The following is a 22,072-nucleotide window of genomic DNA, read 5'->3' on the forward strand; positions in this document are numbered from 1 at the left end:
ATAAAATTCGACTTAAACGCTAGGGCTAACAAGAGCTTACCGGTAATAGGTTTCGCAAGACGCTTAACGAACGGTCACCCGAGCAAGGATAATTAACCTAAAGATTTAGCCAATGGCTGCGGGGCGGCGTTTCAGGCGCGCGCGGGGCGCTTGCGCATCCAGATGACGATGCGGAAGGCGATGTAGAGCAGCGCGACCGCGGCATGCGAGAAGACGATCAGCGGCCGGTGGCCGTACAGATCGGGGAAGCCGGCATACATGATGGTCTCGGTGACAGCACAGATGAACCAGATCACCGGGCCCCACGACGCCAGCATCCACAGGCCGGCGGCGGCGAAGGGGAAGAACACGGCCAGCATCACCGCCACGACCTGCCAGTGCACCGGCATCAGGTCGAAGCGCCACAGCGGGCCGGGATAAAAGCCGATCAGCCGGATCCAGTACAGGATGCCGAACAACAGGCAGTAGCCCGCTATGACGCGCTGGAACCAGGCGAAGATGATCTCGACGCCCGAGGGCTGCAGCACGATACGCCGCGACGTGACCTCGCTCACAGTTCGAGCTCCCGTTCGAGCGGCGCGAAATAGGCGTCCACCGAAGCAGCGTCAACCTCGGCCAGGCTTGCCGGCCGCCATTGCGGCGTCGAACCCTTGTCGACGAGGACGGCGCGGATGCCTTCATAGAAGTCGTGCCCGGCCAGCATGCGGTTGAGGATGCGGAACTCCATCTTCATGCAGGCTTCCATCGACAGCGTCAGCCCGGCGCTGATCTGGCGCCACGCGACATTGAGGCTGGTCGGCGAGCGGGTGCGGATGGTGGCCAGCGTCTTGGCGGCAAACTCGTCGGCGCCTGCCGCCCGCTCCAGGCTCTCGAGGATTTCGGCGAGCGAGGGTTGGGAAAAATGCCGGGCAATGGCTTCCAGCACCGGCTGGCCGGTCTCCCGCCTGGCCGGCACGAAAAAGCCGCGCAGCACCGATTCCGGATCGCCATTGGCGCAGAGCCGATCGAGAAAGGCAGCCTGGTCGGCGGCCTTGATGGTGTGGGTGGCCAGGCCAGACCACAGCGCATCGCCATAGCGAATGCGGTTGCCGGTCAGCGCCAGATACATGCCGAAGCTGCCGCCAAGGTCGGGCAGAAGATGGCTGCCGCCGACATCGGGGAAGAAACCGATGCCGACTTCGGGCATGGCGAACTGGGCGTTCTCGGTCAGCACACGCTGCGAACCGTGGAAAGAGATGCCGACGCCGCCGCCCATAACGATCCCGTCGATCAGCGCGACATAGGGCTTTTTGTAACTGTTGATGCGGGCGTTGAGCCGGTATTCGTCGGCGAAGAACTCGACCGGCGGCTTTCCGGCGCGGGCCTCGTAGACGTGCATGATGTCGCCGCCGGCGCAAAACGCCCTGCCCTCGGCCTTGACGATGACGACATCGACGCCGGTATCGCGCTCAAAAGCGTCGAGCGCCTTGTCCAGCGCCTTGATCATGCGATGTGTCAGCGCATTGAGCGCCTGCGGCCGCGTCAGCGTGACGACGCCCGCCTTGCCCAACCGTTCGAAGCGGATCTCGTCGCCGCCGCCAAAATCCATCGTCAGAGAATCCCTCCCCGCGCCTGCGGGACTGAAGTGCTAAAGGTGGCGCATGGGTGCGTCAACCGGCGGGCGCGGTTTGGATTTTCGCAAGGGAACGCAACCGTGCTTTGCCCCCCGCAGAAAAGCGCGCAGAATTGCCGGGCGAAACAGCCTTTCTTCTGATGCAGGGACAAACGCATGACGCTTGAAACCGCAGCGCCGAGCCATGGCTGGGAGATGCGAAAAAGTTCGACCCGGATGATGTTCTCAGCCGCCCGCTGATGGCAAATCTGGCGACCGTGACGCCTGACGGCGCGCCGCGCAACGCGCCGATGTGGTTCATCTGGGAGGACGCTGCAATCTGGCTGCTCGGCTCGACCGGGGCAAGTGCTGTCAAACACCTCGAACGTGACCCGCGCTGCGCCGTGGAGATCGTCCATTTCGACAATGAGGCCGGCATCCTGCTGCATCTCGGCCTGCGCGGCTCCGCCACCATCGAGCCGATGGCGCCGAACCGCTTCAAACGGCTGCTGCACAAATATCTCGGCCCGGAGGCGACCTGGAACCGCTGGTTCATCGACAATGTCGCCGACATCGGCCATCCGGACGGGCGCCTGATCCGGCTCGCCCCGGAGAGCACCTTCACCAACAATGTGTCGTTCTTCAAAACCGGCCCAGAACTGGCGTGGCCGCCAAAGCCGTAAGCACCGCGTCATCGGCTGGCACAATCGTGTCGCATTGGTCAGCGGCAAGGCCTCGTGGTAAAAGCCGCCTCGACCCGGAGTTTTTGCGATGAACAAATTCACCCCCGCGACGAGCAACAAATTCGCGCCGGCAAAGCTCGGCGCACGCAGCGTCGACGAGATCACCGGCAGCCGCCGCTTGCGGCGCATGCGCAAGGCCGACTGGTCGCGCCGCCTGGTGCAGGAAAACCGGCTTACGGTGAACGATCTGATCTGGCCGATCTTCGTGATCGACGGCAAGAACACGCGCGAGCCGATCGCCGCCATGCCCGGCGTCTTCCGCCTGTCGCTGGACCTCGCCGTCAAGGAGGCCGAGCGGGCCGCTAAGCTCGGCATTCCGGCGATCGCCACCTTCCCCAATGTTGAACTCAGCCTGCGCGACCAGACGGGATCGCACATCCTCGACCCGGAAAACATCATCAACCGCGCCACCCGCGCCATCAAGGACGCAGTGCCCGAGATCGGCATCATCACCGATGCCGCGCTCGATCCGTTCACCTCGCACGGCCATGACGGCATCTTGCGCGACGGCATCATCGTCAATGACGAGACAGTGGAACAGGTGACCGCCGCGGCCGTCATCCAGGCAGCGGCCGGCGCCGACATCATCGCGCCGTCCGACATGATGGACGGCCGCATCGGCGCCATCCGCGACGCACTCGACGCCAACGGTTTTTCGGATGTGGCGATCATGTCCTATGCGACGAAATTCGCCTCCGCCTTCTACGGCCCCTACCGCGAGGCGGTCGGCACCGCCGGCCTGCTCAAGGGCGACAAGAAGACCTACTATCTCGACCACGCCAATTCCGACGAAGCGGTGCGCGAGGCCGAGCAGGATATCGCCGAGGGCGCCGACATGCTGATGGTCAAGCCCGGCCTGCCCTATCTCGACATCATCCGCCGGCTGAAGGACGAGTTCCAGATGCCGACCTTCGCCTACCAGGTGTCAGGCGAATATTCGATGATCAAGGCGGCGGCCGCCAATGGCTGGATCGACGGCGAAAAGGCAATGCTGGAGAGCCTGCTCGCCTTCAAGCGCGCCGGCTGCGACGGCATCCTGACTTACTTCGCTCCGGAAGTGGCGCAAATGCTGAAGGGATAAATTCACTCCAGCACATAACTCTCTTTGACATTTCTTGTTTCGAAGTCCAGCCGACCACGCCCGCAAACCGACATGTCTTGGAACAAGTCGGGCTTCTTGATGCCTGCTTCGACACAGGCTTCTCTCAATTTGGCGGTGCAAATGACGATGCCCATGTTCTTCTGTTTGAAGATATGCGCATCGCCAACAATCTCCTCCTTGAAATAGAAGCACGCGCCTCCGGCGCGGTCGTAGTGGACGCCTCCATTCTCGCCGATCAAAAGCCTAAACTTCGACGATTCGAGATCAACGGCATCAATCTTGCGAACGATGTCGCAAAGGTAGTGCTTTGGTTCGATCGGCTTTCCGCTCAAATAGAATACGTCGCAGTCGTTAAACACGACCCCATCGGGGTCGACTGACTGCAGAACTTCCTTCAGGCGCTCGGATACAAGCCAGTAACAATGAAAATCTTCTAAGTCTTTTGGTGGCCTGCAATAGGCTGTCGCTTCAGGCCGTAGCCTGGGCGTCTCCGGGTACTCAGGAAAGCCGTATCCCCCAAACTCCGTCGGCCCGAGCAGTATGCGGGGTGGCGGCACCAAAGCTTGGGCGTTTTCCAGCTGAAGACAATGGGACCCGCCGCGATATGTCGGTCCGATCTGGAAGAATTTTCCATGTTTCTTGAATTTCGCCTCTTTGCGGAAAACCCGCTCTGGGACTTGAGCTGGCCTATTCTGCGGGCGGTTCCGGTTGGCAAACAGTTTTGCAATGAGTGAAATAATGGTCACGTGCGCGCCTGCTCAGTTTACCGACTTTCGAGTTCAAGACTAAATCGCGTGAGAGTACCCGTCCACCTGCTTCGCGCCCGAAGTGGCGCAAATGCTGAAGGGTTAGCCGGAACCCTGATACACCGGGTTCCGGCTTTTCCTCACGCCTTCGGCAAATAAGGGATCGTTCCAGCGAGATCGGTATCGTCGATCAGTTGGAAGCGGCTGTCGCTGCCCTTCCGGCGCTCCGCCACAAACGGAGCGTATTGCGGATCGTTGGTGAAGGCTTCGGCTGCCTTTGCCGACGGAAACGCCATGATGGCGATCAGGCTGGTGTCGAGCGGCTTGCCCTCCAGCGTCTTCACATTGCCGCTGCGGGCGAGATACTTGCCGCCATGCTTGTGGACGAGGTCATGCACCGAAGCGGCATAGGCCGGCACCCATTTGTCGTCCTTCACCTTGATGTCTGCGATCACGTAAGCGGTCATTGTCCAACTCCTCATGGATCGGCACCGGACTGCCCGGTGACGTGACCGCTGCCTCGCATGGCGGCGCCGGACCGCTCCAGTCACAGAACTGTACCGGGGTGCCAGTACAGCTTCTGTACTGGCTGAACTCAGGTTTTCTGAATAAGGTCCGGCAACATCTTTTGGAGCTCACCACATGACACAAGCCGGTTACAAGCAATTCTGCCCGCTCTCCATGGCCGCCGAGCTGCTCTGCACACGCTGGACCATGGTGCTGCTGCGCGAACTGGTGGCGGGATCGACCCGCTTCAACGATTTGCGCCGCGGCGTGCCGAAAATGTCGCCAACCCTTCTGTCGCAACGGCTTAGGGATCTCGAAGCGGGAGGCATCGTCGAGCGGACCGAGATCGCGACCGAGAAGGGCGTGTTCGAATACCGGCTGACCGAGGCGGGCCGGGATTTGCGCCCGGTTGTCGAGGCGATGGGGTTTTGGGGCCAGAAATGGGTCGAGGCCAGGCTGTCGCTCAAAAACCTCGATCCGTCGCTGCTGATGTGGGACATGCGGCGCAATCTGAACCCCAGTCCGCTGCCGGACGGGCGCACTGTGATACAATTCCTGTACCATGACCTGCCGGCGTCAAAACGATCGTGGTGGCTGATCGTCGAAAAGCAGGGCGAGGTCGATCTTTGCTGGTACGATCCGGGCTTCGACGTCGATCTCTACGTCTCGACCGATCTGTGCACCATGACCTCGATCTGGATGGGGCTGACGACAGTTCACAAGGAACGCGACAAGATCAGCCTGACCGGCGATCTCGACGTCGCCGGCAAGATGCAGATCTGGCTTGGGCTCAGCCCGTTTGCGGTGATGCCGAAGCGCGTGGCGGCTTGAGGTCCCTGCGCATTCCACAGATCGGCTTGCCTCTAAAAATACTAGTTGCAAAATGCAATCAGTTTGAATACTGATTGCAAATCACAACTGGTCACCGAAAGGGAGGCTCCATGTCCAAACTTCGCGTCAATGCCTTCACGTTGTCGCTCGACGGTTTCGGCGCCGGTCCTGACCAGGACCTGCAAAATCCGCTCGGCGTTGGTGGCGAATATCTGCACAAATGGATGACCGGCACCCGCACCTTCCATGAGATGGTCGGCAAGGATGGCGGCACCACCGATGTGGACGACCGGTTCACTGTCCGCAGCTTCGACAATGTCGGGGCCTGGATCCTCGGCCGCAACATGTTCGGCCCAATCCGCGGCGAATGGCCAGACGAGAGCTGGAAAGGCTGGTGGGGCGACAACCCGCCCTATCACGTGCCGACCTTCGTGCTGACCCACTACAAGCGCGACCCCATTGTGATGGAAGGCGGCACCGTTTTCCACTTCGTTGCCGGCGGCATCCACGCCGCGCTCGAACAAGCAAAGGCCGCGGCCGGCGGCAAGGATGTCCGCGTCGGCGGCGGCGTTTCCACCATCCGGCAATATCTGCAAGAGAAGCTCATCGACGAGTTGCATCTGGCGGTGTCGCCGGTGTTGCTCGGGAGGGGCGAGAGCCTGTTTGCCGGGCTGGATATGCTGAAGCTGGGTTACCAGTGCACCGAGCAGGTGGCGACAGCGCTCGCCACGCATGTGACGATCAAGCGGGTGTAGTGGCGAAGTGATAGGCGCAGGCTTCTTTCTCCCCGTTCTACGGGGAGAAATGCCCGGCAGGCAATGAGGGGCAGCGCTGCTTTTGGAGGTTAGCAGCGTCCGACGGCTGTGAATTCGTCGATGCCGGCGCTGCCCCTCATCCGCCCTTCGGGCACCTTCTCCCCGTGAAACGGGGAGAAGGAAAAGTGCTCAATACTTCTCCGGCACGTAAAGCTCGCGCGGCAGGACCTGGCGCTCGTACTCCGGGTTGAACACCCGCTCGGGCAGCGTGATTTCTTCGTGCGGCACGTCCTCATAGGGCAGTTGTTTGAGGAGATGGTCGATGCAGTTCAGCCGCGCCCGCTTCTTGTCGTTGCCTTCGACGATGTACCACGGTGCCTCTGGGATGTTGGTGCGGGCAAACGTCTCTTCCTTGGCCTTGGTGTACTGCTCCCAGCGCACGCGCGACTGCAGGTCCATCGGCGACAGCTTCCACTGCTTCATCGGGTCGTGGATGCGCATCATGAAGCGCATCTGCTGTTCCTCGTCGGTGATCGAGAACCAGTATTTGACCAGCGTGACGCCGGAGCGGACCAACATGCGCTCGAACTCCGGCACGTCGCGGAAGAACTCTTCGACCTGATCGGGTTCGGCAAAGCCCATCACCCGCTCGACGCCGGAGCGGTTGTACCAGGAGCGGTCGAACAGCACGATCTCGCCGCCGGCCGGCAGATGCGGCACGTAGCGCTGGAAATACCACTGCGATTTTTCGCGCTCGGTCGGCGCCGGCAGCGCCACGACGCGGCAGATGCGCGGGTTGAGGCGCTGGGTGATGCGCTTGATGACGCCGCCCTTGCCGGCGGAATCGCGTCCTTCGAAAACCACCACCAGCTTCTTCTTGTGGTAGGCGACCCAGGACTGCAGCTTGATCAGTTCCGACTGCAAGCCGATCAGGTCGCGGAAATACTGCATGCGGTCGATCGACGGCGGATGCGCGTTCTTGTAGATCTTGGAGATCTCCAGCGACAGCGCCGGCTCCGACATTTCAAGCTCATAGTCCTCGTCGAGCATGTCGGCGAGTTCGGCTTCCAGCCAATCCCTGGCCGGAGAATTCTGCTTCAACTCGGTCATTTCCACTGCTCCGCTTGCCGGCTGGCATGAAACCCTGAGCCGACTCGATATAGGCCGCCAATGACGGTTTTATTGCAAGCCGCCGGCCAGCCGGTCATCACTGCAAACCAGCGAGCATTGCCGATCCATCGCCCTGGGATGGCGACAAGCCGCTCAAATTGTCCTACAAATAGCGGACCCCTTCGGGCTTCCCCGCCCTTTCCTGCTAAAACCGCCTCCCCCCCAAAACTACGAGGATCTGACATGGAATACCGCACGCTTGGCCGTTCCGGCTTGAAAGTTTCGGCGCTGACCTTGGGAACCATGACCTTCGGCGGCAGCGGGCCGTTCGCCGCCGTCGGCAATTCCGATCTCGCGGAGGCCTCGCGCATCATCGACACTTGCATCGATGCCGGCATCAATCTCATCGACACCGCCAATGTCTATTCCAACGGTCTGTCGGAAGAGATCATCGGCGAGGCGCTCGGCGGCAAGCGCAAGAACGACGTGCTGATCGCCTCCAAGGCGCGCATGCGGATCGGCAAGGGCCCCAATGACGAAGGCCTGTCGCGCCATCATCTGATCCGCGAATGCGAGAAGAGCCTGAAGCGCCTCAGGACCGATGTCATCGACATCTATTTCCTGCACGAATGGGACGGCGCGACGCCGCTCGAGGAAACCATCTCCGCGCTCGACACGCTGGTTGCCCAGGGCAAAATCCGCTATGTCGGCTGCTCCAACTATTCCGGCTGGCAGGTCATGAAGGCGCTCGGCATCAGCGACAGCCAGCACCAGCCGCGTTTCGTCACCCAGCAGATCCACTACACGCTGGAAGCACGCGAGGCCGAGTATGAGCTCTTGCCGATCTCGGTCGACCAGGGCCTTGGCGTGCTGGTGTGGAGCCCGCTCGCCGGCGGCCTGCTGTCGGGCAAATACCGCCGCGACAGTCCGACGGCGCGCCAGATCGGCGGCTGGTCGGAACCGCCGATCCGCGACGAGGGCCGGCTGTGGCGGATCGTCGACGTGCTGGTCGACATCGGCGCCACTCGCGGCGTCTCGGCGGCCCAGGTGGCGCTGGCCTGGCTGCTTGGCCGGCCGGCCGTCAGTTCGCTGGTGATTGGCGCACGCAACGAGGCCCAGTTGAAAGACAATCTCGCCGCGGCAAGCCTGACGCTGTCCTTTGATGAACGCCAGCGTCTCGATGCCGTCAGCCGGCCGCCGGTGCTCTATCCCTACTGGCACCAGCAGTTTACGGCGAAGGACCGCTTCGGCCCGGCCGATCTGGTTATGGACCGCAGCGTCATCTGACTTAAGGGCGCCGGAAGCCGCTAGCCCGCGATAAACCGCCAGACCTGCGGATCGGGCTCGATCTGGCCGCTGAGCACGAAATATTTGTAGAGCACGAGCAGGCAGATCGCCTGCTCGGCCCGCTCGTCGGCGAATTTGCGGCAATAGGCGTTGGCCGCCGCAACGATGCGCTGGGCCTCGGCCGGATGCTGCTCGAGATGATGCACCCGCTCGGCCAGATCGCTGAAGTCGGGCGCCAGCGGCACATAATGGACATCGGGCTCGAGCTGCCCCTCGGCGAACCAGGTCTCGTAAGTCGGCGGCGGCATCAGGCAGAGCGAGTTCGAGCTCATGATCCATTTCAGATTGGTCGCGACATCATTGCCTTCGAGCGAGATGATGTAGCGGTAGCGGCGCTGCTGATCGATGCTGAGATAGGGCTTGCGGTATTCCGCAGGTGCTGTCGCCCTCGGCGTGCCGACATCGCAGAACGGCAGATTGCGGGCTGCATCCAGCAACAAGGTGCGGATCGGATTGTTGAGTTCGCCGCGCCAAACGACGAGCGGATGCTTGTCGGCGAAGGCGACATCGTCGGCCGGCATGTAGAAATGACGGAACTTGTTCAGCTTGAACAGGACGCCGTTGCCGTTGTCGCCCGCTATCGGCCGGTCCTTGACGATCGACGGCATCTTCGGCACTTCGATGACGTCGCCGAATTCCAGGTCGATGCGCAGATCTGGGTCGAAATAACGGGTGAACTCCTTCAGATCGTAATAGTACATGCTGCGGTCCGACGGCAGCCGGCTGACCGGCACGGCCTCGGGGCTGGGGCTAAAAGGCTCCCGCAGCGTGTTGTAGTAATTGAGCCGCTGGCGGACCGATGCGTCGGAAAGCCTGGCCTGATCGAGCAGCCGGCCGAGCCGGCGCCGGAAAAGAACCGGCGGCGCGATGTCGCGCATGGCGTTGCGCGCATAGTAGATCAGCTTCTGTGCGTTTCTTTGAAGCGTGGCCATCGGTCGTTTTGATTCGAAATCGGTCGGCGGCGGCTCCAGCAACTGTCCCGCAGCCTTTTCTAAACCATTGTGTTCGCCATCACGCAAGTCCACAACCGCTGGCATCTGCCCTCGCGGCGCTGTTGTGTTTGCCGGCCAATGCTTCTAGGCAGGATCAGGCACAGCGAAAGGAAACGATATGGCTCGACCACCGAATTACGGTCAGGAACGCAAAGAGCGCGACCGGCAGAAGGCCGCCAAGAAGGCGGAGAAGCTCGCCGCCAAGGTCGCGGCCAAGGAGCGCGCCGAGCCTGAGAACGAGGCAAGTTCCAAAACCGACACCGAGACAGAAAAATAGGCAAGACAGGATCACCGGCCCGCGAAACGGGCCGGATCCTGGCAAAATGCCGGTCTGATCAGGCCGATGTGATCAGGCCGGGGCCTTGTCGCTGACGAAGACGTTGACCTCGCGCGCGGCGGCGATGAAGGCGCGTCTTGCAATCATCGCCGGCTTGTCGCCGGCCAGCGCGTCATGGCAGGCCTGCAGCGCTTCGCGGTGCTTGGGGCTGCGCTTGCCGGGCCAGCTGTTGAGCAGGTAATCGGAAGCCTCGCGCACCGTACGTAAGAGCTGAGTGCTTCCCTCCGTGCCCGACTTAACGGTCACGGGTGTTTCAAATCGGTTGTTTTCCATGGCCGCCTCTTACGCCATCGGCGTCCGCGAAGCGAGGCCGAAAGCGGATCGCGACGGCGTTCTTTCGTTTTCGTGACCGGTATCAAGCGGCGACGACGGCAAAACCCCTGGCGCGCAGGCCGCGCCGGTCATTGTGCAACGACGTCACCAGGCGGGCGCGGCTGCCGGCGATATGGGCGGAAAGTCGCGCCGCCGCCGCATCGGCATCGCCGGCCCGCACCGCTGCCAGAATGGCGTGATGCTCGCTCCAGGCGCGGCCGAGCGCTGCCTCGTCGCGCACCTCCAGCCAGCGCGCCCGCGACAGGCGCGTCATGGCATCGCGCACGGCCCGGAACAGGAACTCGTTGCCGGAGAGCCGCGCCAGTTCGATATGGAAATCCATGCCGACGCGGTGCCATTCCTCGCGCGGCGTGGCAGTGTCGCAGGAGTCCAGCATCGCCTTGATGACATCGGCTGCGCTCCTGTCGGCCAGCGCCGAAGTCAGCCTGACCGCCGCGACCTCGACGGCTTCGCGGTACACCGCGATCTGTTCCAGTTCGGCAAGGTTGATCGGCGACACGGTCCAACCGCGCCCGTCGCGGCAGATCAGCCCTTCCGTCTCCAGCCGCAGCAGGGCTGCCCTGACCGGCGTGCGCGAGGCGCCGAAGCGGCTCTCGATCCAGCGCTCCGTCAGCCGCTCGCCAGGACCGACCTCGAGGCCAAGGATCATCTCGCGAAGCGCTTTTTCGACGATCTGCATCTGCGACATAGTTGCTTCCATTGCTGGCGATCGGCCTTGCCCATTGGTCTTGCCGATCACATTGAGGGCGCCTGATTGACAGCAGCCGGGCTTTGCGTCCATGAGGGTGCCAAATTGGTATCCCAAAATGGTATCCGCAGCAAGCGGACAGGACAGGACATGCCGCAGGACAGTGCAGCGCGGGCCGCCGAAGCGCCTTCCACCTACAACATTCATTGGCGGCGCAACCTGTTCGTGTGCTTTGCCGGATCGTTCAGCACGCTTGTGGCGATGACGTTGCTGCTGCCGTTCCTGCCGCTCTATGTCGAACAGCTGGGCGCCGTGGGCCACGCGGCGATCGTGCAATGGTCCGGCATCGCTTTCGGCGCCACCTTCCTTGCCGCCGCCCTTGTCGCGCCACTGTGGGGACGGCTGGGTGACCGTTATGGCCGCAAGGTGATGCTGGTGCGTGCCAGTTTCGGCATGGCGATCTGCATGTCGCTGACCGGCATGGTGCAGACCGTCTGGCAATTGGTGCTTTTGCGCCTGTTGATCGGCTTTGCCGGCGGTTATTCCTCAGGCTCGACGATCCTTGTCGCCATGCAGACGCCGAAGGAGCGCTCCGGCTGGGCGCTTGGCGTGCTGTCGGCCGGCATCACCGCAGGCTCCCTGGTCGGCCCGTTGCTTGGCGGCGCGCTGCCGCCATTGATCGGTATTCGCGCCACCTTCCTCATCGCGGGCGGCGTCATTTTCCTGGCGGCGCTGGCGACGACGTTCCTGATAAAGGAGATGCCTCGCCCGCCAGTACAGGCAAAACGCGAGGAGAAACCAAAGGGAAGTTGGGCGCAGATCCCCGACAAACGCCCTGTCGTGGCCATGCTGGCGACCGGCATGCTGTTCACCTTCGCCAACATGTCGATCGAGCCGATCATCACCGTTTACGTCCAGCAACTGGTCGCGGACGCAAGCCGGGTGACCCTGGTCTCAGGTGTCGTCATGTCGGCGGCCGCACTCGGCGCCATCCTGTCGGCGTCACGGCTGGGTAAGCTCGCCGACCGCATCGGCCACTGGAACGTCATCGTCGCATCGCTGGCCGTCTCGGCGCTGCTGTTGATACCGCAGGCCTTCGTCACCGAGAGCTGGCAGTTGGTCGGGCTGCGGTTCCTTATGGGTCTGGTGCTGGGCGGGCTGTTGCCCTGCATCACCAGCGTCATCCGCCACAATGTTCCCGATGGGGTCGGCGGCAATGTGCTGGGCCTGGCAATCTCGGCGCAATATGTCGGCCAGGTCGCGGGTCCGCTGCTGGGAGGCTTCGTCGGCGGCCATTTCGGCATGCGCGCGGTGTTTCTCGGCACGTCGGTGCTGATGGCGGGCGGTGCCGCGTATAATTGGCTGGCCCAGGCGCGCCGCACGCGCGACATGCTGGCGATATCGGAAAAATCCTGACAGAGAGGTTGCGCCGCCTATCGTCAATCACGGAGCCCGAGACATGAGCATCGCCGAGTCAGCACCAGCAAACAGCGCGCGCATCCTCGTTTTCGCCGGCGGCATTGCCGGCGCGGCGGGCGTGGCGCTGTCGGCGGCATCAGCGCATCTCGGCGGCGCCTTCGTCGGCACTGCGGCATCCTTCCTGCTCATGCATGCGCCGGTGTTTTTGGCCGTCGGCCTCGCCGGCGCAAGCCGGATCTTGCGGATCGGCAGCCTGGTGCTGCTCGTCGGGCTTGTTCTGTTCTGCGGCGATCTGCTGGCACGGGATTTCGTGGGATCGCGGCTGTTCCCAATGTCGGCGCCGATCGGCGGCACCTTGCTCATCGCGGGCTGGCTGGTGATCGCGGCCTCGGCGCTCGTGCGGCAACGGTCCTGACGAGCCAAGAACCCTGCCCCATCAGATATCACACGAGGCTTAATCCTGCCGGTTTTGCGGCAGCAGGTCGCGGTTGCGCTTGGCAGACTTGGTCGGCCGCCGCCTTTCCGGCTGCTCCGTGGCAGGCGAGATACCCCAGTAGTTGCGATAAATGTCTTCGAACAGATGCTTCACGGGATGCATGTTCGTCTCCTCTTTAAGCACTTGAATCGATCCAATCAGCTGGCACGAAAATGCCGGGGCCGATCAGCTGCGCTTGCGTTTCACAAGGTATTGCAGGTCACGCCTCCACGGCCCGACCTTGTCGCGGCGCTTGCGGGTGCCGGCGTCGGAGACTATGCCCCAATCATTGCCATAGATGTCTTCGAACAGATAATTCACGGGATGCATGGCACCCTCCTCTTGAATCGATCCAAGTTGTACTTGGTGAATCCCTTGGATCGATTCAAATATAGACTCTCTCCGCCGTCCGATCAAGGGAAAATTTGAACCGATCCAACGAAAGTGCTAAACAGGCTCCGGTTCAGGAGACGAAAATGACGGCATTGACCTCCGGCAAGACGAGACCAGTGCGGCTTGCCGACATCGCCAAGGCGGCCGGGGTCTCGCACGGTACCGCGTCCAACGTGTTCGCTCGCCCGGAAATCGTGCGCGAAGAGGTCCGCGAGCGGGTCAAGGCGGCGGCGGAAGCGATGGGCTATGCCGGCCCGGATCCCAAGGGCCGGCTGCTGCGCGCCGGCAAGGTCAACGCCATCGGCGTGGCAACGGCAGAACCATTGTCCTATTTCTTCGACGATCCCTTTGCCCGCGTCATGATGGCCAGCATTTCGCAGGCCTGCGACGCCACCGGCGCCGGAATTTCGCTGGTCTCGGCCGCCAACAGCGAGCAGCTCGCCTGGAACATCCAGAGCGCCCTGGTCGACGGCTTCATCGTGTTCTGCATCGAGGGTGGGTCGCGGCTGGTCGAACTGGCGCGCGAACGCAAACTGCCTTTCGTGGCGCTTGATCTCGATTCGGAAAATGAGGCGGTCGCTGCGATCGGCGTCGACAACGTCGCCGGCGCGGGTCTGGCGGCGCGCCATCTGGCCGAGTTCGGCCATCGCAGCCTTGCCGTACTCGCCCTGGAATCTGCCGACGCTGGCTTTGGTCCCGTCACGCAGGAGCAAGTCGAGACGACATCCCTCTACTCGGGCACACGCGACCGTCTGCGTGGCTATTTCGGCGAGCTCTCCCGCTTCGGCATCGACGTCTCGCAAGTGCCAATCTACGAAACCCTCAATGACGAGGCGAGCGTGCGGGCCGGCCTCGATCATATTTTCGCGCTGCCGCAGACGCCGACGGCAATCCTGGCCATGTCGGACAAGATCGCGCTGCATGCGCTCGACTGGCTGCGCGAGCGTAACATTGCCGTGCCGGGCGATGTGTCAATCGTCGGCTTCGACGGCGTGCCGGAAGGCGCCGACTCCGAGCCGCCACTAACCACTGTCGCCCAGCCGATCGCCGAGATGGGCCGGCTGGCCGTCAAGGCGATCCTCGAAAATGACGGCTCGCAGCACCGGCAATTGCTGCCGGTCGATCTTGTGGTGCGGGGGTCGTCCGGCCCCTCGCCTGCTAGCTAGGCGGCTGATGTGGGATCACCGGCTTAGCCTTGGCATCGCGGGCATGCCGAAGGTCTGGTGAACGGCTGGCGCTTCTTTGCGAACCGGCTTTTTGCCCAAGCCGATGCCGGACAGCCACTCAAGATAGAAGGCGAGCGCGAATTGCATGGCGATGCCGGCCGAAATCAGCAAGACGTCATAGGCAAAGCCGCCCGGATTGATCAGCTTCATCACCTGCGCCGCCATGGCGATCAGCGTGCCGGCGAGGAACACCGGCAAGGAGCGCTTGCCGAGCAGGGCAAGCGGATGGTCCGGGCTGAGACGGAACAGGTTCGAGAAAGCCGGCAGGGCGACGATCAGATAGCTCACCGCCAATATGTGCAGGAGCCGCGGCAGCGACAGGAACGTCTTGTCGAAGCCGCCGATCACCACGGGCAGGTTAAACCACGTTATCTCGCCCCAGAGCGGGCTGTGCACCCAGACCGCCGCTGCCGCGACATAGGTCGCCGCGGCGCCCACCAGCCAACGATTGACGGGAATTGTGCCGCCGCGCCTGACATGCAGCATGCCGGCAAGGCCGATGTTGAACAGGAATTGCCAGGACAGCGGGTTGAGGAACCAGAAGCCGGGCTCGGGATAGTTCGGCGGCGCGATCTGCCAGAGGCCGGCGACGAGCCACAGCGCGCCGGAAAAGACCAGCGCCGGCAGCGGCCGGTAGCTGACGAAGAGCAGGAAGAGCGGCGCCATCAACAGCAGCGCCGCATAGACCGGCAGGATGTTGTTGTAGCCAAGCTGGTGGCCGAGCGTGACAATGCCGATCATGACCTCCGGCGTGTTCTTCATCAGCGGCTCGATGTTGATCAGCTTGAGCAGTTCCGGCCGCCGGCCGAACACCGCCGCGGCGCAGAATAACGCCATCACAACCATGGTGGTGACGATGTGGGCGCTGTAAAGCACGCCGGCCCGGCGCCACATCTTCAACGTCGCCAGTAGCCGGCCGCCCGGCTGGAACTTGTTGCCATAGGCGAGTGCGACCGACATGCCGGAAATCAGCACGAAGGCTTCCGCCGCGTCCGAGAATCCGAAATTCTTGTAGGTCAGCGTTTCGAAGACGGTGCCCGGCACGTGGTCGATATAGATGGTCAGGAGTGCGAGCGCACGGAACACGTCAATGCGCGTGTCGCGATCGGGGATACGCGGAGCGCGATCGGCGATACGCGGAGCGCGATCGGCGATACGCGGGGCGCGATCGGGCGGGACTGGCAGGGTCATCGACAAAAGGCCTCAAAGGAGAGCAAGGATGCTCGCGTTGTTCATGCCGGGATGCGACCATCGGCGCACACCGCTTCGATTCCTCCCGCAGGGAGCATATCGGCGCAGAAACGGTCTGAAATGAGCCTGTTGCAATCACATTTGGCGGAGCGTGAAAATATTCCGTTTTGAAGCTGGCAAAGGACCAATGTCTCCGTGAAAACAACGAGATATGAGCGTGCATCGATATAGCGACGAGAACGCCTTTCTGCACCAGGATCTGGCCTTTCCCTACCGCCTCCTCAAGCCGGAGAATGCCGGCGGCGAGAGCCTGTTTTTACTGCACGGATCGGGTGTCGACGAAACGACGATGGTCCCGATTGCGAGGCAGATCGCCCCTAACGCCACGCTGGTCGCGGTGCGTGGCCGCATCCGCCAAGAAGACGGCTTCCGCTGGTTCGAGCGGATCACGCCGACCAGTTTCGAACAGGCGAGCATCCGTGCCGAAACATCGTACTTTGCCGCCTTCGCAAGCGAGGCCGCAAAGCGCCACGGGCTCGACCTCGCCCGGGCGACTTTCCTCGGCTATTCCAACGGCGCCAATCTGGTTTCCAGCCTGATGCTGCTCAACTCCGGCCTCGTCCGAAAAGCGGCGTTGCTGAGAGCAATGCCCGTGCTTGACGATGCGCCGGCAACCAATCTGACCGGAACGCGCGTCCTGATTGTCGCCGGTGCCGCCGACGAGACCTACGGGCCGTTTGCGCCGCCACTGGTGACGCTGCTCAACAAACATGGCGCCGAGGTCGATGCGCGCATCGTGCCTTCAGGTCACGAAATCGGCGACCCGGATGCCGCCATCGTCCGGCAATGGCTTGCGGGACCAGCATTGGTCGCACGCCAGGCAGGCTAGGAGACCTTGGTAGACCGCATCGGCGCCCGGCGGAACGGCTGAGCAGATGCTCGTCGCCTAGCCCTGTCCCATCCGGTTCCAGGCATCGAGCCCGGCGATCTTGTAGGCTTCGGCCAGCGTCGGATAGTTGAAGGTGTTGTTGACGAAGAAATCAACCGTGCCGCCGAGGTTGATCACCGCCTGGCCGATATGGATCAGTTCGGTGGCGCCTTCGCCGACGATGTGGGCGCCGAGCAGGCGGCGCGTTTCGACCGAGAACAGCAGCTTCAGAAAGCCGGAGTTGACGCCCATGATGTGGCCGCGCGAGGTTTCGCGGAACCGCGCCAGACCGACTTCATAAGCAGCGCCGCTCTCACGCACCTGCTCCTCCGACTGACCAACGGTGGAGATTTCCGGCACGGCGTAGATGCCATAGGGGAAGGTTTCCGGCGGCGGTGGCAGTTGCACGCCGAAGGCGTGGCAGGCGGCCACCCTGCCTTGCTCCATCGATGTCGAGGCAAGGCTGGGGAAACCGATGACGTCGCCGGTGGCATAGATGTTGGGCGCACTGGTCTGGAAGGTCTGCGGATCGACCTTGATGCGGCCCCGGGAATCGGCCTCGATGCCGACCACGTCGAGGCCGAGGCTGCCGAGATTGCCGCTGCGGCCGGCGGCGTAAAGCACGATCTCGGAGCGGATGGTGCGGCCATCGGCGAGCGTCACTTCGGCATAGTCGGGTTTTGAGACGATTTCCTTGACCGTACTGCCGAGGCGAATGGTCATGCCGCGGTCGCGCATCTGGTGGATGAAGTCGTCGACGATCTCGCGGTCGACGAAATCGAGGATGGTGTTGCGCGGCTCCACCAGCGTCACCGGCACGTCGAGCGCCGAAAAGATCGTCGCATATTCAACGCCGATGACGCCGGCGCCGATCACCGTCAGCGTGCGCGGCAGATGGTCGAGTTCCAGCATCTCATCGCTGTCGAAGACGCGGATCTTGTCGAAAGGCACGTCGCGCGGCCGGTGCGGCCTGGTGCCGACCGCGATCAGCGCATTGGTGAAACCAACCTCCGAGTAGTCGCCATTGTCTGCCGTCAGGCTGACCTTGTTTGGGCCGACGAATTTCGCCATGGCGCGGACGCTTTTGACGGCGTTGCGCATAAACTGGTGCTGCAGCACCTCGACCTCGTGGTCGAGCGTCTTGTGCAGCCGCTCGACCAGGTCGGCGATGGAGATGTCCTGCTTGACCCGGTAGCCGCGGCCGTAAAAGCCCCGCTCGCGCCAGCCGGACAGGTTCAGCACCGTCTCGCGCAGCGTCTTCGACGGGATGGTGCCGGTGTGCACCGAGACGCCGCCGAGGCGCCGGCCCCTGTCGACCACCAGCACCGATTTGCCGAGCTTTGCCGATTGCACCGCGGCGCGGCGCCCGGAAGGGCCGCTGCCGATGACCAGCATGTCGTAATCCATGTAACCCCGTCCCCTCGGCGTCTTGTTGCGCCGCAGCAAGCTAACGCCATCCGTCCACCAAATTCAATCGGCTCAACCGCGTCACACTGCCGACCCGGACCGATGGACGAACCGATCTTGATTCCGCCCGCGGTCTTCACCATTTCAGTGGCGGCGCACCCTAGCGTGGCGCCTGTTACGAGGACATGACATGAACGCGCGCGTACTTGACGGCGAAATCATCACCAGCAGGCTCGACGACGTCAGGGCCTATGACGGTGTGCGCACGCGGCGCATCCTGGCCTTCATCATCGACTATTGCATCGTGGCGCTGCTCACCATTCCGTTCGCGATCCTGGTGGCCGTGCTTGGCCTTTTGACATTCGGTCTTGGCTGGGCGCTGTATTCCATCCTCGTGCCGGCGGTCGCCATTCTCTACATCTGGAACACGCTGGGCGGTCGCTACCAGGCCACATCAGGCATGAAGATGATGGGCATTCGGCTCGATCGTCTCGACGGCAGCCGTATCGACGGCCTCACCGCCGTTGTCCATTCGGTGCTGTTCTGGGCGAGCACGGTCATCCTGACGCCGCTCGTCCTCCTGGTGACGCTGTTTTCCGATCGCAAGCGCACACTGCACGACCTGCTGCTTGGCACCGTCGTCAGCCGCAGCGACCGTTGAACCGGCGTTCAACCGACGCCAACAGGCATTTGTGCGCAAATGTGAAGGGGTCCGTTCAACCCCGCCTTCACAATCCTGTTGAATTTTTCGCCAGCCAAGCCAAAGGTAGAGCGATTCGCAGGAGTGTTCCCAAGGTTCGATGACGCACCATCCGACCCAGTCGCCGCAGTTCTTCCTGACCGCGCCATCGCCGTGTCCGTATCTTGAGGGCCAGTTCGAACGCAAGGTGTTCACGCATCTGGTCGGCGACAAGGCGCCGGAGATGAACGACCTGTTGACGCAAGGCGGTTTCCGGCGCTCGCAGAACATCGCTTACCGTCCCGCCTGCGAGACCTGCCGCGCCTGCGTCTCGGTGCGCATCCTGACGCAGGAGTTCACCGCCAGCCGCAACATGAAGCGGGTGATCCAGCGCAATTCCGATCTCATCGGCGCCATGCACGACGCGCAGCCGTCGACCGAGCAGTATTCGCTGTTTCGCGGCTATCTCGACGCCCGCCACCGCCGCGGCGGCATGTCCGACATGACGGTGCTCGATTACGCCATGATGGTCGAGGATACCCATGTTGACACCAAGGTGATCGAATACCGGCGCCGCGGCCCCGACACATTTATCACCGGCAAGGGCCAGGGCGAGCTGATCGCCGTGGCGCTGACCGACAAGATGGCCGATGGCCTGTCGATGGTCTATTCCTACTTCAATCCCGAGTTCGAGGACCGCTCGCTCGGCACCTTCATGATCCTCGACCATATCGCCCGCGCCCGGGCCATGGGCTTGCCCCATGTCTATCTCGGCTACTGGGTCAACGGCTCGCGCAAGATGAACTATAAAATGCGCTTCATGCCGCAGGAGCATCTCGGCCCGAAGGGCTGGGAACGCTACGACCACGAAGCGGTCACGCGCTGATTTTTCTTCTTACCAGATCCTGATCTAAACATTTTCAGCCGAGACGATGCTGGTCTTCCGCCCGTTGGCGGGGCGATTGCGCCGACCGGCATCTGCTCAAATCATTGCGAAAGCCGTTGCATGTCCTCTCACAATGCCCAAACCAAAGGACTTCTGCTCACCGCGCTTGGCGGGCTGGCGCTGACCATCGACATTCCCCTGATCCGGCTCGCCCATGGCGAAGCCTGGACGATCCTTTTGCTGCGCACCGGCTGCACCTTCGTGGCGGGGCTGATCGTATGGGCCATCTGGCGCTCGTTCAGCAAGAATGCTCCGCAGCTGATACCCGGCTGGTCGGGGCTCGTCGTCGCCACCCTCTACGGGCTCGGCGCAATCGCCTTCATCACTGCCGTCTACAACACCTCGACCGCCAATCTGGTTTTCATCCTGGCCTTCTCCACCATGTTCTCGGCGCTGCTGTCGTGGCTGTTCCTGAAGGAGCGACCGCAGCCGCTGACGCTTGCGGCAATGGCGCTGATGATCGTCGGCATCGCGATCATCGTCGGCGATTCCGTCGGCACGGGAAATCTGTTCGGCGATGTGATGGCGCTGTGTTCGGCCTTGGCGATTGCCTGCGCAATCACCGTTTCACGCGCCAGCGGCAGGGATATGGGATTCACCGCGCTGACCGGCGTCCTGCTGCCGTTCGGGCTGGCGGCGCTCATGGTCTCCAGGACCGGTTTCCAGGTGGAAGCGCCATGGTGGATCGTTTTCAACGGCGCCGTCATCATGCCGTTCGCCTTCTTCTGCCTAGCCAACGGGCCGAAATACATTTCAGGCCCGGAAGTGGCGATGTTCTATCTCCTGGAAACGGTTTTGGCGCCGGTCTGGATATGGATGATCTTTGCCGAGACGCCGTCGCGCAACAGCTTGATCGGCGGCGTGATCCTGATCGTCACGCTGGTTGCCCATTCCCTGTGGCAGTTGCATGAAGGGCGCAAGCGCCGGGCAGCGCTCGCCGTCGCTTACCCAGCCTGACTTTTCTTCGCCGGGCCGGCGACAATCTCGATCTGCGGCGGCCCGCCTTCGAGCTCGGCCGCCGCGTCGGGAACGGTGTCTTCGGCCAGTTCCACCTCGCGCAGCCATTCGCGCCAGATCGCGACGAGCAGCGCCATCAGCACCGGGCCGATGAACAGGCCGAGAAAGCCCATTGTCTTTACGCCGCCGATCAGGCCGAAAAAAGTCGGCAGGAAGGGCAGCTTGATCGGCCCGCCGACCAGCTTCGGGCGCAAGGTCTTGTCGACGATGAACAGTTCCACTGCGCCCCAGATGAACAGCGCCAGACCCGCCATCGGCGAGCCGCTGGCGGCGAGGTAGATCGACACAAGCGTAAACGACAGCGGCGCGCCACCGGGGATCAGCGCCATCACGCCGGTCAATGCGCCCAGCGTCACCGGCGACGGCACCCCGGCCAGCCAGTAGGCGATGCCGAGCACCAGCCCCTCGCCGATGGCGATCACGGTCATGCCGGTAACGGTCGAGGAAATGGTCGCCGGCACGACGCGCGAAATCCGCTCCCAGCGCGTCGGCAGGATGCGTTCGCCGAGCCGGTCGATCTGGCTGGCAAAGTGTTCGCCGTCGCGGTAGGCGAAGAACAGCGCGATCATCATGAACAGCAGCGTCAGCAACAGGCCGAAGGCGCTGCCGCCGGCAGCCAGCACGCCGCGATAGATGCTGCCGATATTGGCGCCGCTGACCAGCTGGATCAGCTCGCCGATGCCGCCGGGATGGCCGAAATTGTCGATCCACTGTTCGTTCAGCCACTCGCCGACGACAGGCAGCGAGGTGATCCAGTGCGGTGTGACCGCGCCGTGCCTGTTGGTCTCGATCGCCCAGCCGACCCATTCGCGGACCTCGTTGATGGCGTAGGTGCCGGCGAGCGCTATCGGCACCACCAGGAAGGCGAGGATGAACAGGATGGCGAGCGTCGCGGCGACCGTGCGGTTGCCTCCGACACCGGCAAGCAGCCGGCGGTAGAGCGGCCAGCTGGCAAAAGCAATGACGAGGGCTGCCAGCACGGGAAACAGGAACCCGTGGAAGAAATAGACGCCGGCGGCAACGATCAGCACCAACAGCCAGCGCGCCGCCGACAGCGGCGGAATAACGGCTGATCGCAACGGAGTCGACAGGCCGAACAGGCGCTGCTGACGCTCAGGCTTCTGGATCTTCGCTTCCTTCAAACGGTCAATTCTCCCCAGCCTACACGGCGTTTATGCACTGTTATAGTGCCGCAATCGTGACGATAGTCCAAATGGTTGGTGAAGCTGCCAATCTCCCCCTTGTGGGGGAGATGTCCGGCAGGACAGAGGGGGGCGCGAAGGATCGCCAGCCTGGCACCCGACATTGA

At 62.7% G+C, this 22,072-nt stretch carries 26 protein-coding genes; 13 read left to right on the top strand and 13 right to left on the bottom strand.

The window, feature by feature from the left end; genetic code table 11:
* Window positions 1-131: 131 nt before the first annotated feature.
* Complete coding sequence (locus NLY43_RS04080) at window positions 132-554, bottom strand: DUF6163 family protein (RefSeq protein WP_023672998.1); 423 nt, start codon at window positions 552-554, stop codon at window positions 132-134.
* Complete coding sequence (locus NLY43_RS04085; protein WP_023672999.1) at window positions 551-1,588, bottom strand: enoyl-CoA hydratase/isomerase family protein; 1,038 nt, start codon at window positions 1,586-1,588, stop codon at window positions 551-553. Before NLY43_RS04085 ends, NLY43_RS04080 begins: the two co-directional genes overlap by 4 nt.
* A 263-nt stretch (window positions 1,589-1,851) precedes the next feature.
* Between NLY43_RS04085 and NLY43_RS04090 the strand changes: the two genes are divergently transcribed.
* Together NLY43_RS04090 and hemB are read left to right on the top strand one after the other, a co-directional pair.
* A complete protein-coding gene (locus tag NLY43_RS04090) occupies window positions 1,852-2,274 on the top strand; it encodes a pyridoxamine 5'-phosphate oxidase family protein (protein ID WP_023673000.1) in 423 nt (140 codons plus the stop codon).
* 88 nt (window positions 2,275-2,362) lie between these two features.
* Window positions 2,363-3,415: a porphobilinogen synthase gene (gene hemB, locus NLY43_RS04095; protein WP_023673001.1), complete on the top strand. Its 1,053-nt coding sequence runs from the start codon at window positions 2,363-2,365 to the stop codon at window positions 3,413-3,415.
* Window positions 3,416-3,417: 2 nt separating this feature from the next.
* On the opposite strand, the gene NLY43_RS04100 is transcribed toward hemB, so the two are convergent.
* Window positions 3,418-4,182 (bottom strand): imm11 family protein, encoded by a 765-nt coding sequence (locus NLY43_RS04100; protein WP_023713510.1) that lies wholly within the window; start codon window positions 4,180-4,182, stop codon window positions 3,418-3,420.
* 140 nt (window positions 4,183-4,322) lie between these two features.
* The gene (locus NLY43_RS04105) at window positions 4,323-4,649 is read right to left on the bottom strand and encodes a DUF1330 domain-containing protein (protein ID WP_023673003.1); all 327 of its coding nucleotides are present in this window, start codon (window positions 4,647-4,649) and stop codon (window positions 4,323-4,325) included.
* Between the two features lie 175 nt (window positions 4,650-4,824).
* On the opposite strand from NLY43_RS04105, the gene NLY43_RS04110 reads away from it, so the two are divergent.
* Together NLY43_RS04110 and NLY43_RS04115 are read left to right on the top strand one after the other, a co-directional pair.
* The gene (locus NLY43_RS04110) at window positions 4,825-5,520 is read left to right on the top strand and encodes a winged helix-turn-helix transcriptional regulator (RefSeq protein WP_023697455.1); all 696 of its coding nucleotides are present in this window, start codon (window positions 4,825-4,827) and stop codon (window positions 5,518-5,520) included.
* Window positions 5,521-5,630: 110 nt separating this feature from the next.
* Window positions 5,631-6,275 (top strand): dihydrofolate reductase family protein, encoded by a 645-nt coding sequence (locus NLY43_RS04115; protein ID WP_023697456.1) that lies wholly within the window; start codon window positions 5,631-5,633, stop codon window positions 6,273-6,275.
* Window positions 6,276-6,464: 189 nt separating this feature from the next.
* On the opposite strand, the gene ppk2 is transcribed toward NLY43_RS04115, so the two are convergent.
* The gene (gene ppk2 / locus NLY43_RS04120; protein WP_023682405.1) at window positions 6,465-7,385 is read right to left on the bottom strand and encodes a polyphosphate kinase 2; all 921 of its coding nucleotides are present in this window, start codon (window positions 7,383-7,385) and stop codon (window positions 6,465-6,467) included.
* Window positions 7,386-7,628: 243 nt separating this feature from the next.
* Between ppk2 and NLY43_RS04125 the strand changes: the two genes are divergently transcribed.
* On the top strand, window positions 7,629-8,672 hold the full coding sequence (locus NLY43_RS04125; RefSeq protein WP_023700559.1) for an aldo/keto reductase: 1,044 nt from the start codon (window positions 7,629-7,631) through the stop codon (window positions 8,670-8,672).
* Window positions 8,673-8,692: 20 nt separating this feature from the next.
* Here NLY43_RS04125 and NLY43_RS04130 read toward each other — a convergent pair whose 3' ends face one another.
* Window positions 8,693-9,664 (bottom strand): glycosyl transferase family 90, encoded by a 972-nt coding sequence (locus NLY43_RS04130; RefSeq protein WP_023700560.1) that lies wholly within the window; start codon window positions 9,662-9,664, stop codon window positions 8,693-8,695.
* A gap of 178 nt (window positions 9,665-9,842) precedes the next feature.
* Here NLY43_RS04130 and NLY43_RS04135 point away from each other — a divergent pair, with 178 nt between their 5' ends.
* Window positions 9,843-10,001, top strand: coding sequence for a hypothetical protein (locus tag NLY43_RS04135; RefSeq protein ID WP_023673009.1), 159 nt, complete (start codon window positions 9,843-9,845; stop codon window positions 9,999-10,001).
* A gap of 72 nt (window positions 10,002-10,073) precedes the next feature.
* Here the strand turns inward: NLY43_RS04135 and NLY43_RS04140 are convergent, their stop codons facing one another.
* Both NLY43_RS04140 and NLY43_RS04145 read right to left on the bottom strand, forming a co-directional pair.
* Window positions 10,074-10,334, bottom strand: coding sequence for a DUF982 domain-containing protein (locus NLY43_RS04140; protein WP_023682408.1), 261 nt, complete (start codon window positions 10,332-10,334; stop codon window positions 10,074-10,076).
* Window positions 10,335-10,416: 82 nt separating this feature from the next.
* Window positions 10,417-11,082, bottom strand: a complete 666-nt coding sequence (locus NLY43_RS04145) for a GntR family transcriptional regulator (protein WP_023693245.1) — start codon at window positions 11,080-11,082, stop codon at window positions 10,417-10,419.
* A gap of 150 nt (window positions 11,083-11,232) precedes the next feature.
* Between NLY43_RS04145 and NLY43_RS04150 the strand changes: the two genes are divergently transcribed.
* Both NLY43_RS04150 and NLY43_RS04155 read left to right on the top strand, forming a co-directional pair.
* Complete coding sequence (locus NLY43_RS04150) at window positions 11,233-12,498, top strand: multidrug efflux MFS transporter (RefSeq protein WP_023711545.1); 1,266 nt, start codon at window positions 11,233-11,235, stop codon at window positions 12,496-12,498.
* 43 nt (window positions 12,499-12,541) lie between these two features.
* A complete protein-coding gene (locus tag NLY43_RS04155; protein ID WP_023711546.1) occupies window positions 12,542-12,916 on the top strand; it encodes a DUF423 domain-containing protein in 375 nt (124 codons plus the stop codon).
* Window positions 12,917-12,955: 39 nt separating this feature from the next.
* Here the strand turns inward: NLY43_RS04155 and NLY43_RS04160 are convergent, their stop codons facing one another.
* Both NLY43_RS04160 and NLY43_RS04165 read right to left on the bottom strand, forming a co-directional pair.
* Complete coding sequence (locus NLY43_RS04160) at window positions 12,956-13,099, bottom strand: hypothetical protein (RefSeq protein ID WP_023673014.1); 144 nt, start codon at window positions 13,097-13,099, stop codon at window positions 12,956-12,958.
* Window positions 13,100-13,162: 63 nt separating this feature from the next.
* Window positions 13,163-13,306, bottom strand: a complete 144-nt coding sequence (locus NLY43_RS04165) for a hypothetical protein (RefSeq protein ID WP_023711547.1) — start codon at window positions 13,304-13,306, stop codon at window positions 13,163-13,165.
* Window positions 13,307-13,452: 146 nt separating this feature from the next.
* On the opposite strand from NLY43_RS04165, the gene NLY43_RS04170 reads away from it, so the two are divergent.
* Window positions 13,453-14,535, top strand: coding sequence for a LacI family DNA-binding transcriptional regulator (locus NLY43_RS04170; protein WP_023711548.1), 1,083 nt, complete (start codon window positions 13,453-13,455; stop codon window positions 14,533-14,535).
* Between the two features lie 15 nt (window positions 14,536-14,550).
* On the opposite strand, the gene NLY43_RS04175 is transcribed toward NLY43_RS04170, so the two are convergent.
* The gene (locus NLY43_RS04175) at window positions 14,551-15,786 is read right to left on the bottom strand and encodes an OpgC family protein (RefSeq protein ID WP_023711549.1); all 1,236 of its coding nucleotides are present in this window, start codon (window positions 15,784-15,786) and stop codon (window positions 14,551-14,553) included.
* 217 nt (window positions 15,787-16,003) lie between these two features.
* Here NLY43_RS04175 and NLY43_RS04180 point away from each other — a divergent pair, with 217 nt between their 5' ends.
* Window positions 16,004-16,675, top strand: a complete 672-nt coding sequence (locus NLY43_RS04180) for an alpha/beta hydrolase (RefSeq protein WP_245260287.1) — start codon at window positions 16,004-16,006, stop codon at window positions 16,673-16,675.
* Between the two features lie 57 nt (window positions 16,676-16,732).
* On the opposite strand, the gene sthA is transcribed toward NLY43_RS04180, so the two are convergent.
* A complete protein-coding gene (gene sthA / locus NLY43_RS04185; protein ID WP_023682415.1) occupies window positions 16,733-18,121 on the bottom strand; it encodes a Si-specific NAD(P)(+) transhydrogenase in 1,389 nt (462 codons plus the stop codon).
* A 190-nt stretch (window positions 18,122-18,311) separates the two neighbouring features.
* On the opposite strand from sthA, the gene NLY43_RS04190 reads away from it, so the two are divergent.
* The 3 genes from NLY43_RS04190 (at window position 18,312) to NLY43_RS04200 (ending at window position 20,703) form a co-directional block, all read left to right on the top strand.
* On the top strand, window positions 18,312-18,782 hold the full coding sequence (locus NLY43_RS04190) for an RDD family protein (protein ID WP_023682416.1): 471 nt from the start codon (window positions 18,312-18,314) through the stop codon (window positions 18,780-18,782).
* 139 nt (window positions 18,783-18,921) lie between these two features.
* A complete protein-coding gene (locus NLY43_RS04195) occupies window positions 18,922-19,686 on the top strand; it encodes an arginyltransferase (RefSeq protein ID WP_023711551.1) in 765 nt (254 codons plus the stop codon).
* Between the two features lie 120 nt (window positions 19,687-19,806).
* Window positions 19,807-20,703 (top strand): DMT family transporter, encoded by an 897-nt coding sequence (locus tag NLY43_RS04200; RefSeq protein WP_023682418.1) that lies wholly within the window; start codon window positions 19,807-19,809, stop codon window positions 20,701-20,703.
* On the opposite strand, the gene NLY43_RS04205 is transcribed toward NLY43_RS04200, so the two are convergent.
* Window positions 20,691-21,905 (bottom strand): AI-2E family transporter, encoded by a 1,215-nt coding sequence (locus tag NLY43_RS04205; protein WP_023682419.1) that lies wholly within the window; start codon window positions 21,903-21,905, stop codon window positions 20,691-20,693. The two genes, NLY43_RS04200 and NLY43_RS04205, sit on opposite strands and share 13 nt — an antisense overlap.
* Window positions 21,906-22,072: the final 167 nt, after the last annotated feature.

Source organism: Mesorhizobium sp. C416B (assembly GCF_030323165.1).
Lineage (GTDB): Bacteria > Pseudomonadota > Alphaproteobacteria > Rhizobiales > Rhizobiaceae > Mesorhizobium.

Excerpts from the sequence above, each read along its gene's own strand:
- NLY43_RS04085 (WP_023672999.1), bottom strand. The coding sequence starts at position 1,588 with ATGGATTTTGGCGGCGGCGACGAGATCCGCTTCGAACGGTTGGGCAAG.
- NLY43_RS04090 (WP_023673000.1), top strand. The coding sequence starts at position 1,852 with ATGGCAAATCTGGCGACCGTGACGCCTGACGGCGCGCCGCGCAACGCG.
- hemB (WP_023673001.1), top strand. The coding sequence starts at position 2,363 with ATGAACAAATTCACCCCCGCGACGAGCAACAAATTCGCGCCGGCAAAG.
- NLY43_RS04105 (WP_023673003.1), bottom strand. The coding sequence starts at position 4,649 with ATGACCGCTTACGTGATCGCAGACATCAAGGTGAAGGACGACAAATGG.
- NLY43_RS04110 (WP_023697455.1), top strand. The coding sequence starts at position 4,825 with ATGACACAAGCCGGTTACAAGCAATTCTGCCCGCTCTCCATGGCCGCC.
- NLY43_RS04115 (WP_023697456.1), top strand. The coding sequence starts at position 5,631 with ATGTCCAAACTTCGCGTCAATGCCTTCACGTTGTCGCTCGACGGTTTC.
- ppk2 (WP_023682405.1), bottom strand. The coding sequence starts at position 7,385 with ATGACCGAGTTGAAGCAGAATTCTCCGGCCAGGGATTGGCTGGAAGCC.
- NLY43_RS04125 (WP_023700559.1), top strand. The coding sequence starts at position 7,629 with ATGGAATACCGCACGCTTGGCCGTTCCGGCTTGAAAGTTTCGGCGCTG.
- NLY43_RS04130 (WP_023700560.1), bottom strand. The coding sequence starts at position 9,664 with ATGGCCACGCTTCAAAGAAACGCACAGAAGCTGATCTACTATGCGCGC.
- NLY43_RS04135 (WP_023673009.1), top strand. The coding sequence starts at position 9,843 with ATGGCTCGACCACCGAATTACGGTCAGGAACGCAAAGAGCGCGACCGG.
- NLY43_RS04140 (WP_023682408.1), bottom strand. The coding sequence starts at position 10,334 with ATGGAAAACAACCGATTTGAAACACCCGTGACCGTTAAGTCGGGCACG.
- NLY43_RS04145 (WP_023693245.1), bottom strand. The coding sequence starts at position 11,082 with ATGTCGCAGATGCAGATCGTCGAAAAAGCGCTTCGCGAGATGATCCTT.
- NLY43_RS04150 (WP_023711545.1), top strand. The coding sequence starts at position 11,233 with ATGCCGCAGGACAGTGCAGCGCGGGCCGCCGAAGCGCCTTCCACCTAC.
- NLY43_RS04155 (WP_023711546.1), top strand. The coding sequence starts at position 12,542 with ATGAGCATCGCCGAGTCAGCACCAGCAAACAGCGCGCGCATCCTCGTT.
- NLY43_RS04160 (WP_023673014.1), bottom strand. The coding sequence starts at position 13,099 with ATGCATCCCGTGAAGCATCTGTTCGAAGACATTTATCGCAACTACTGG.
- NLY43_RS04165 (WP_023711547.1), bottom strand. The coding sequence starts at position 13,306 with ATGCATCCCGTGAATTATCTGTTCGAAGACATCTATGGCAATGATTGG.
- NLY43_RS04170 (WP_023711548.1), top strand. The coding sequence starts at position 13,453 with ATGACGGCATTGACCTCCGGCAAGACGAGACCAGTGCGGCTTGCCGAC.
- NLY43_RS04175 (WP_023711549.1), bottom strand. The coding sequence starts at position 15,786 with ATGACCCTGCCAGTCCCGCCCGATCGCGCCCCGCGTATCGCCGATCGC.
- sthA (WP_023682415.1), bottom strand. The coding sequence starts at position 18,121 with ATGGATTACGACATGCTGGTCATCGGCAGCGGCCCTTCCGGGCGCCGC.
- NLY43_RS04190 (WP_023682416.1), top strand. The coding sequence starts at position 18,312 with ATGAACGCGCGCGTACTTGACGGCGAAATCATCACCAGCAGGCTCGAC.
- NLY43_RS04195 (WP_023711551.1), top strand. The coding sequence starts at position 18,922 with ATGACGCACCATCCGACCCAGTCGCCGCAGTTCTTCCTGACCGCGCCA.
- NLY43_RS04200 (WP_023682418.1), top strand. The coding sequence starts at position 19,807 with ATGTCCTCTCACAATGCCCAAACCAAAGGACTTCTGCTCACCGCGCTT.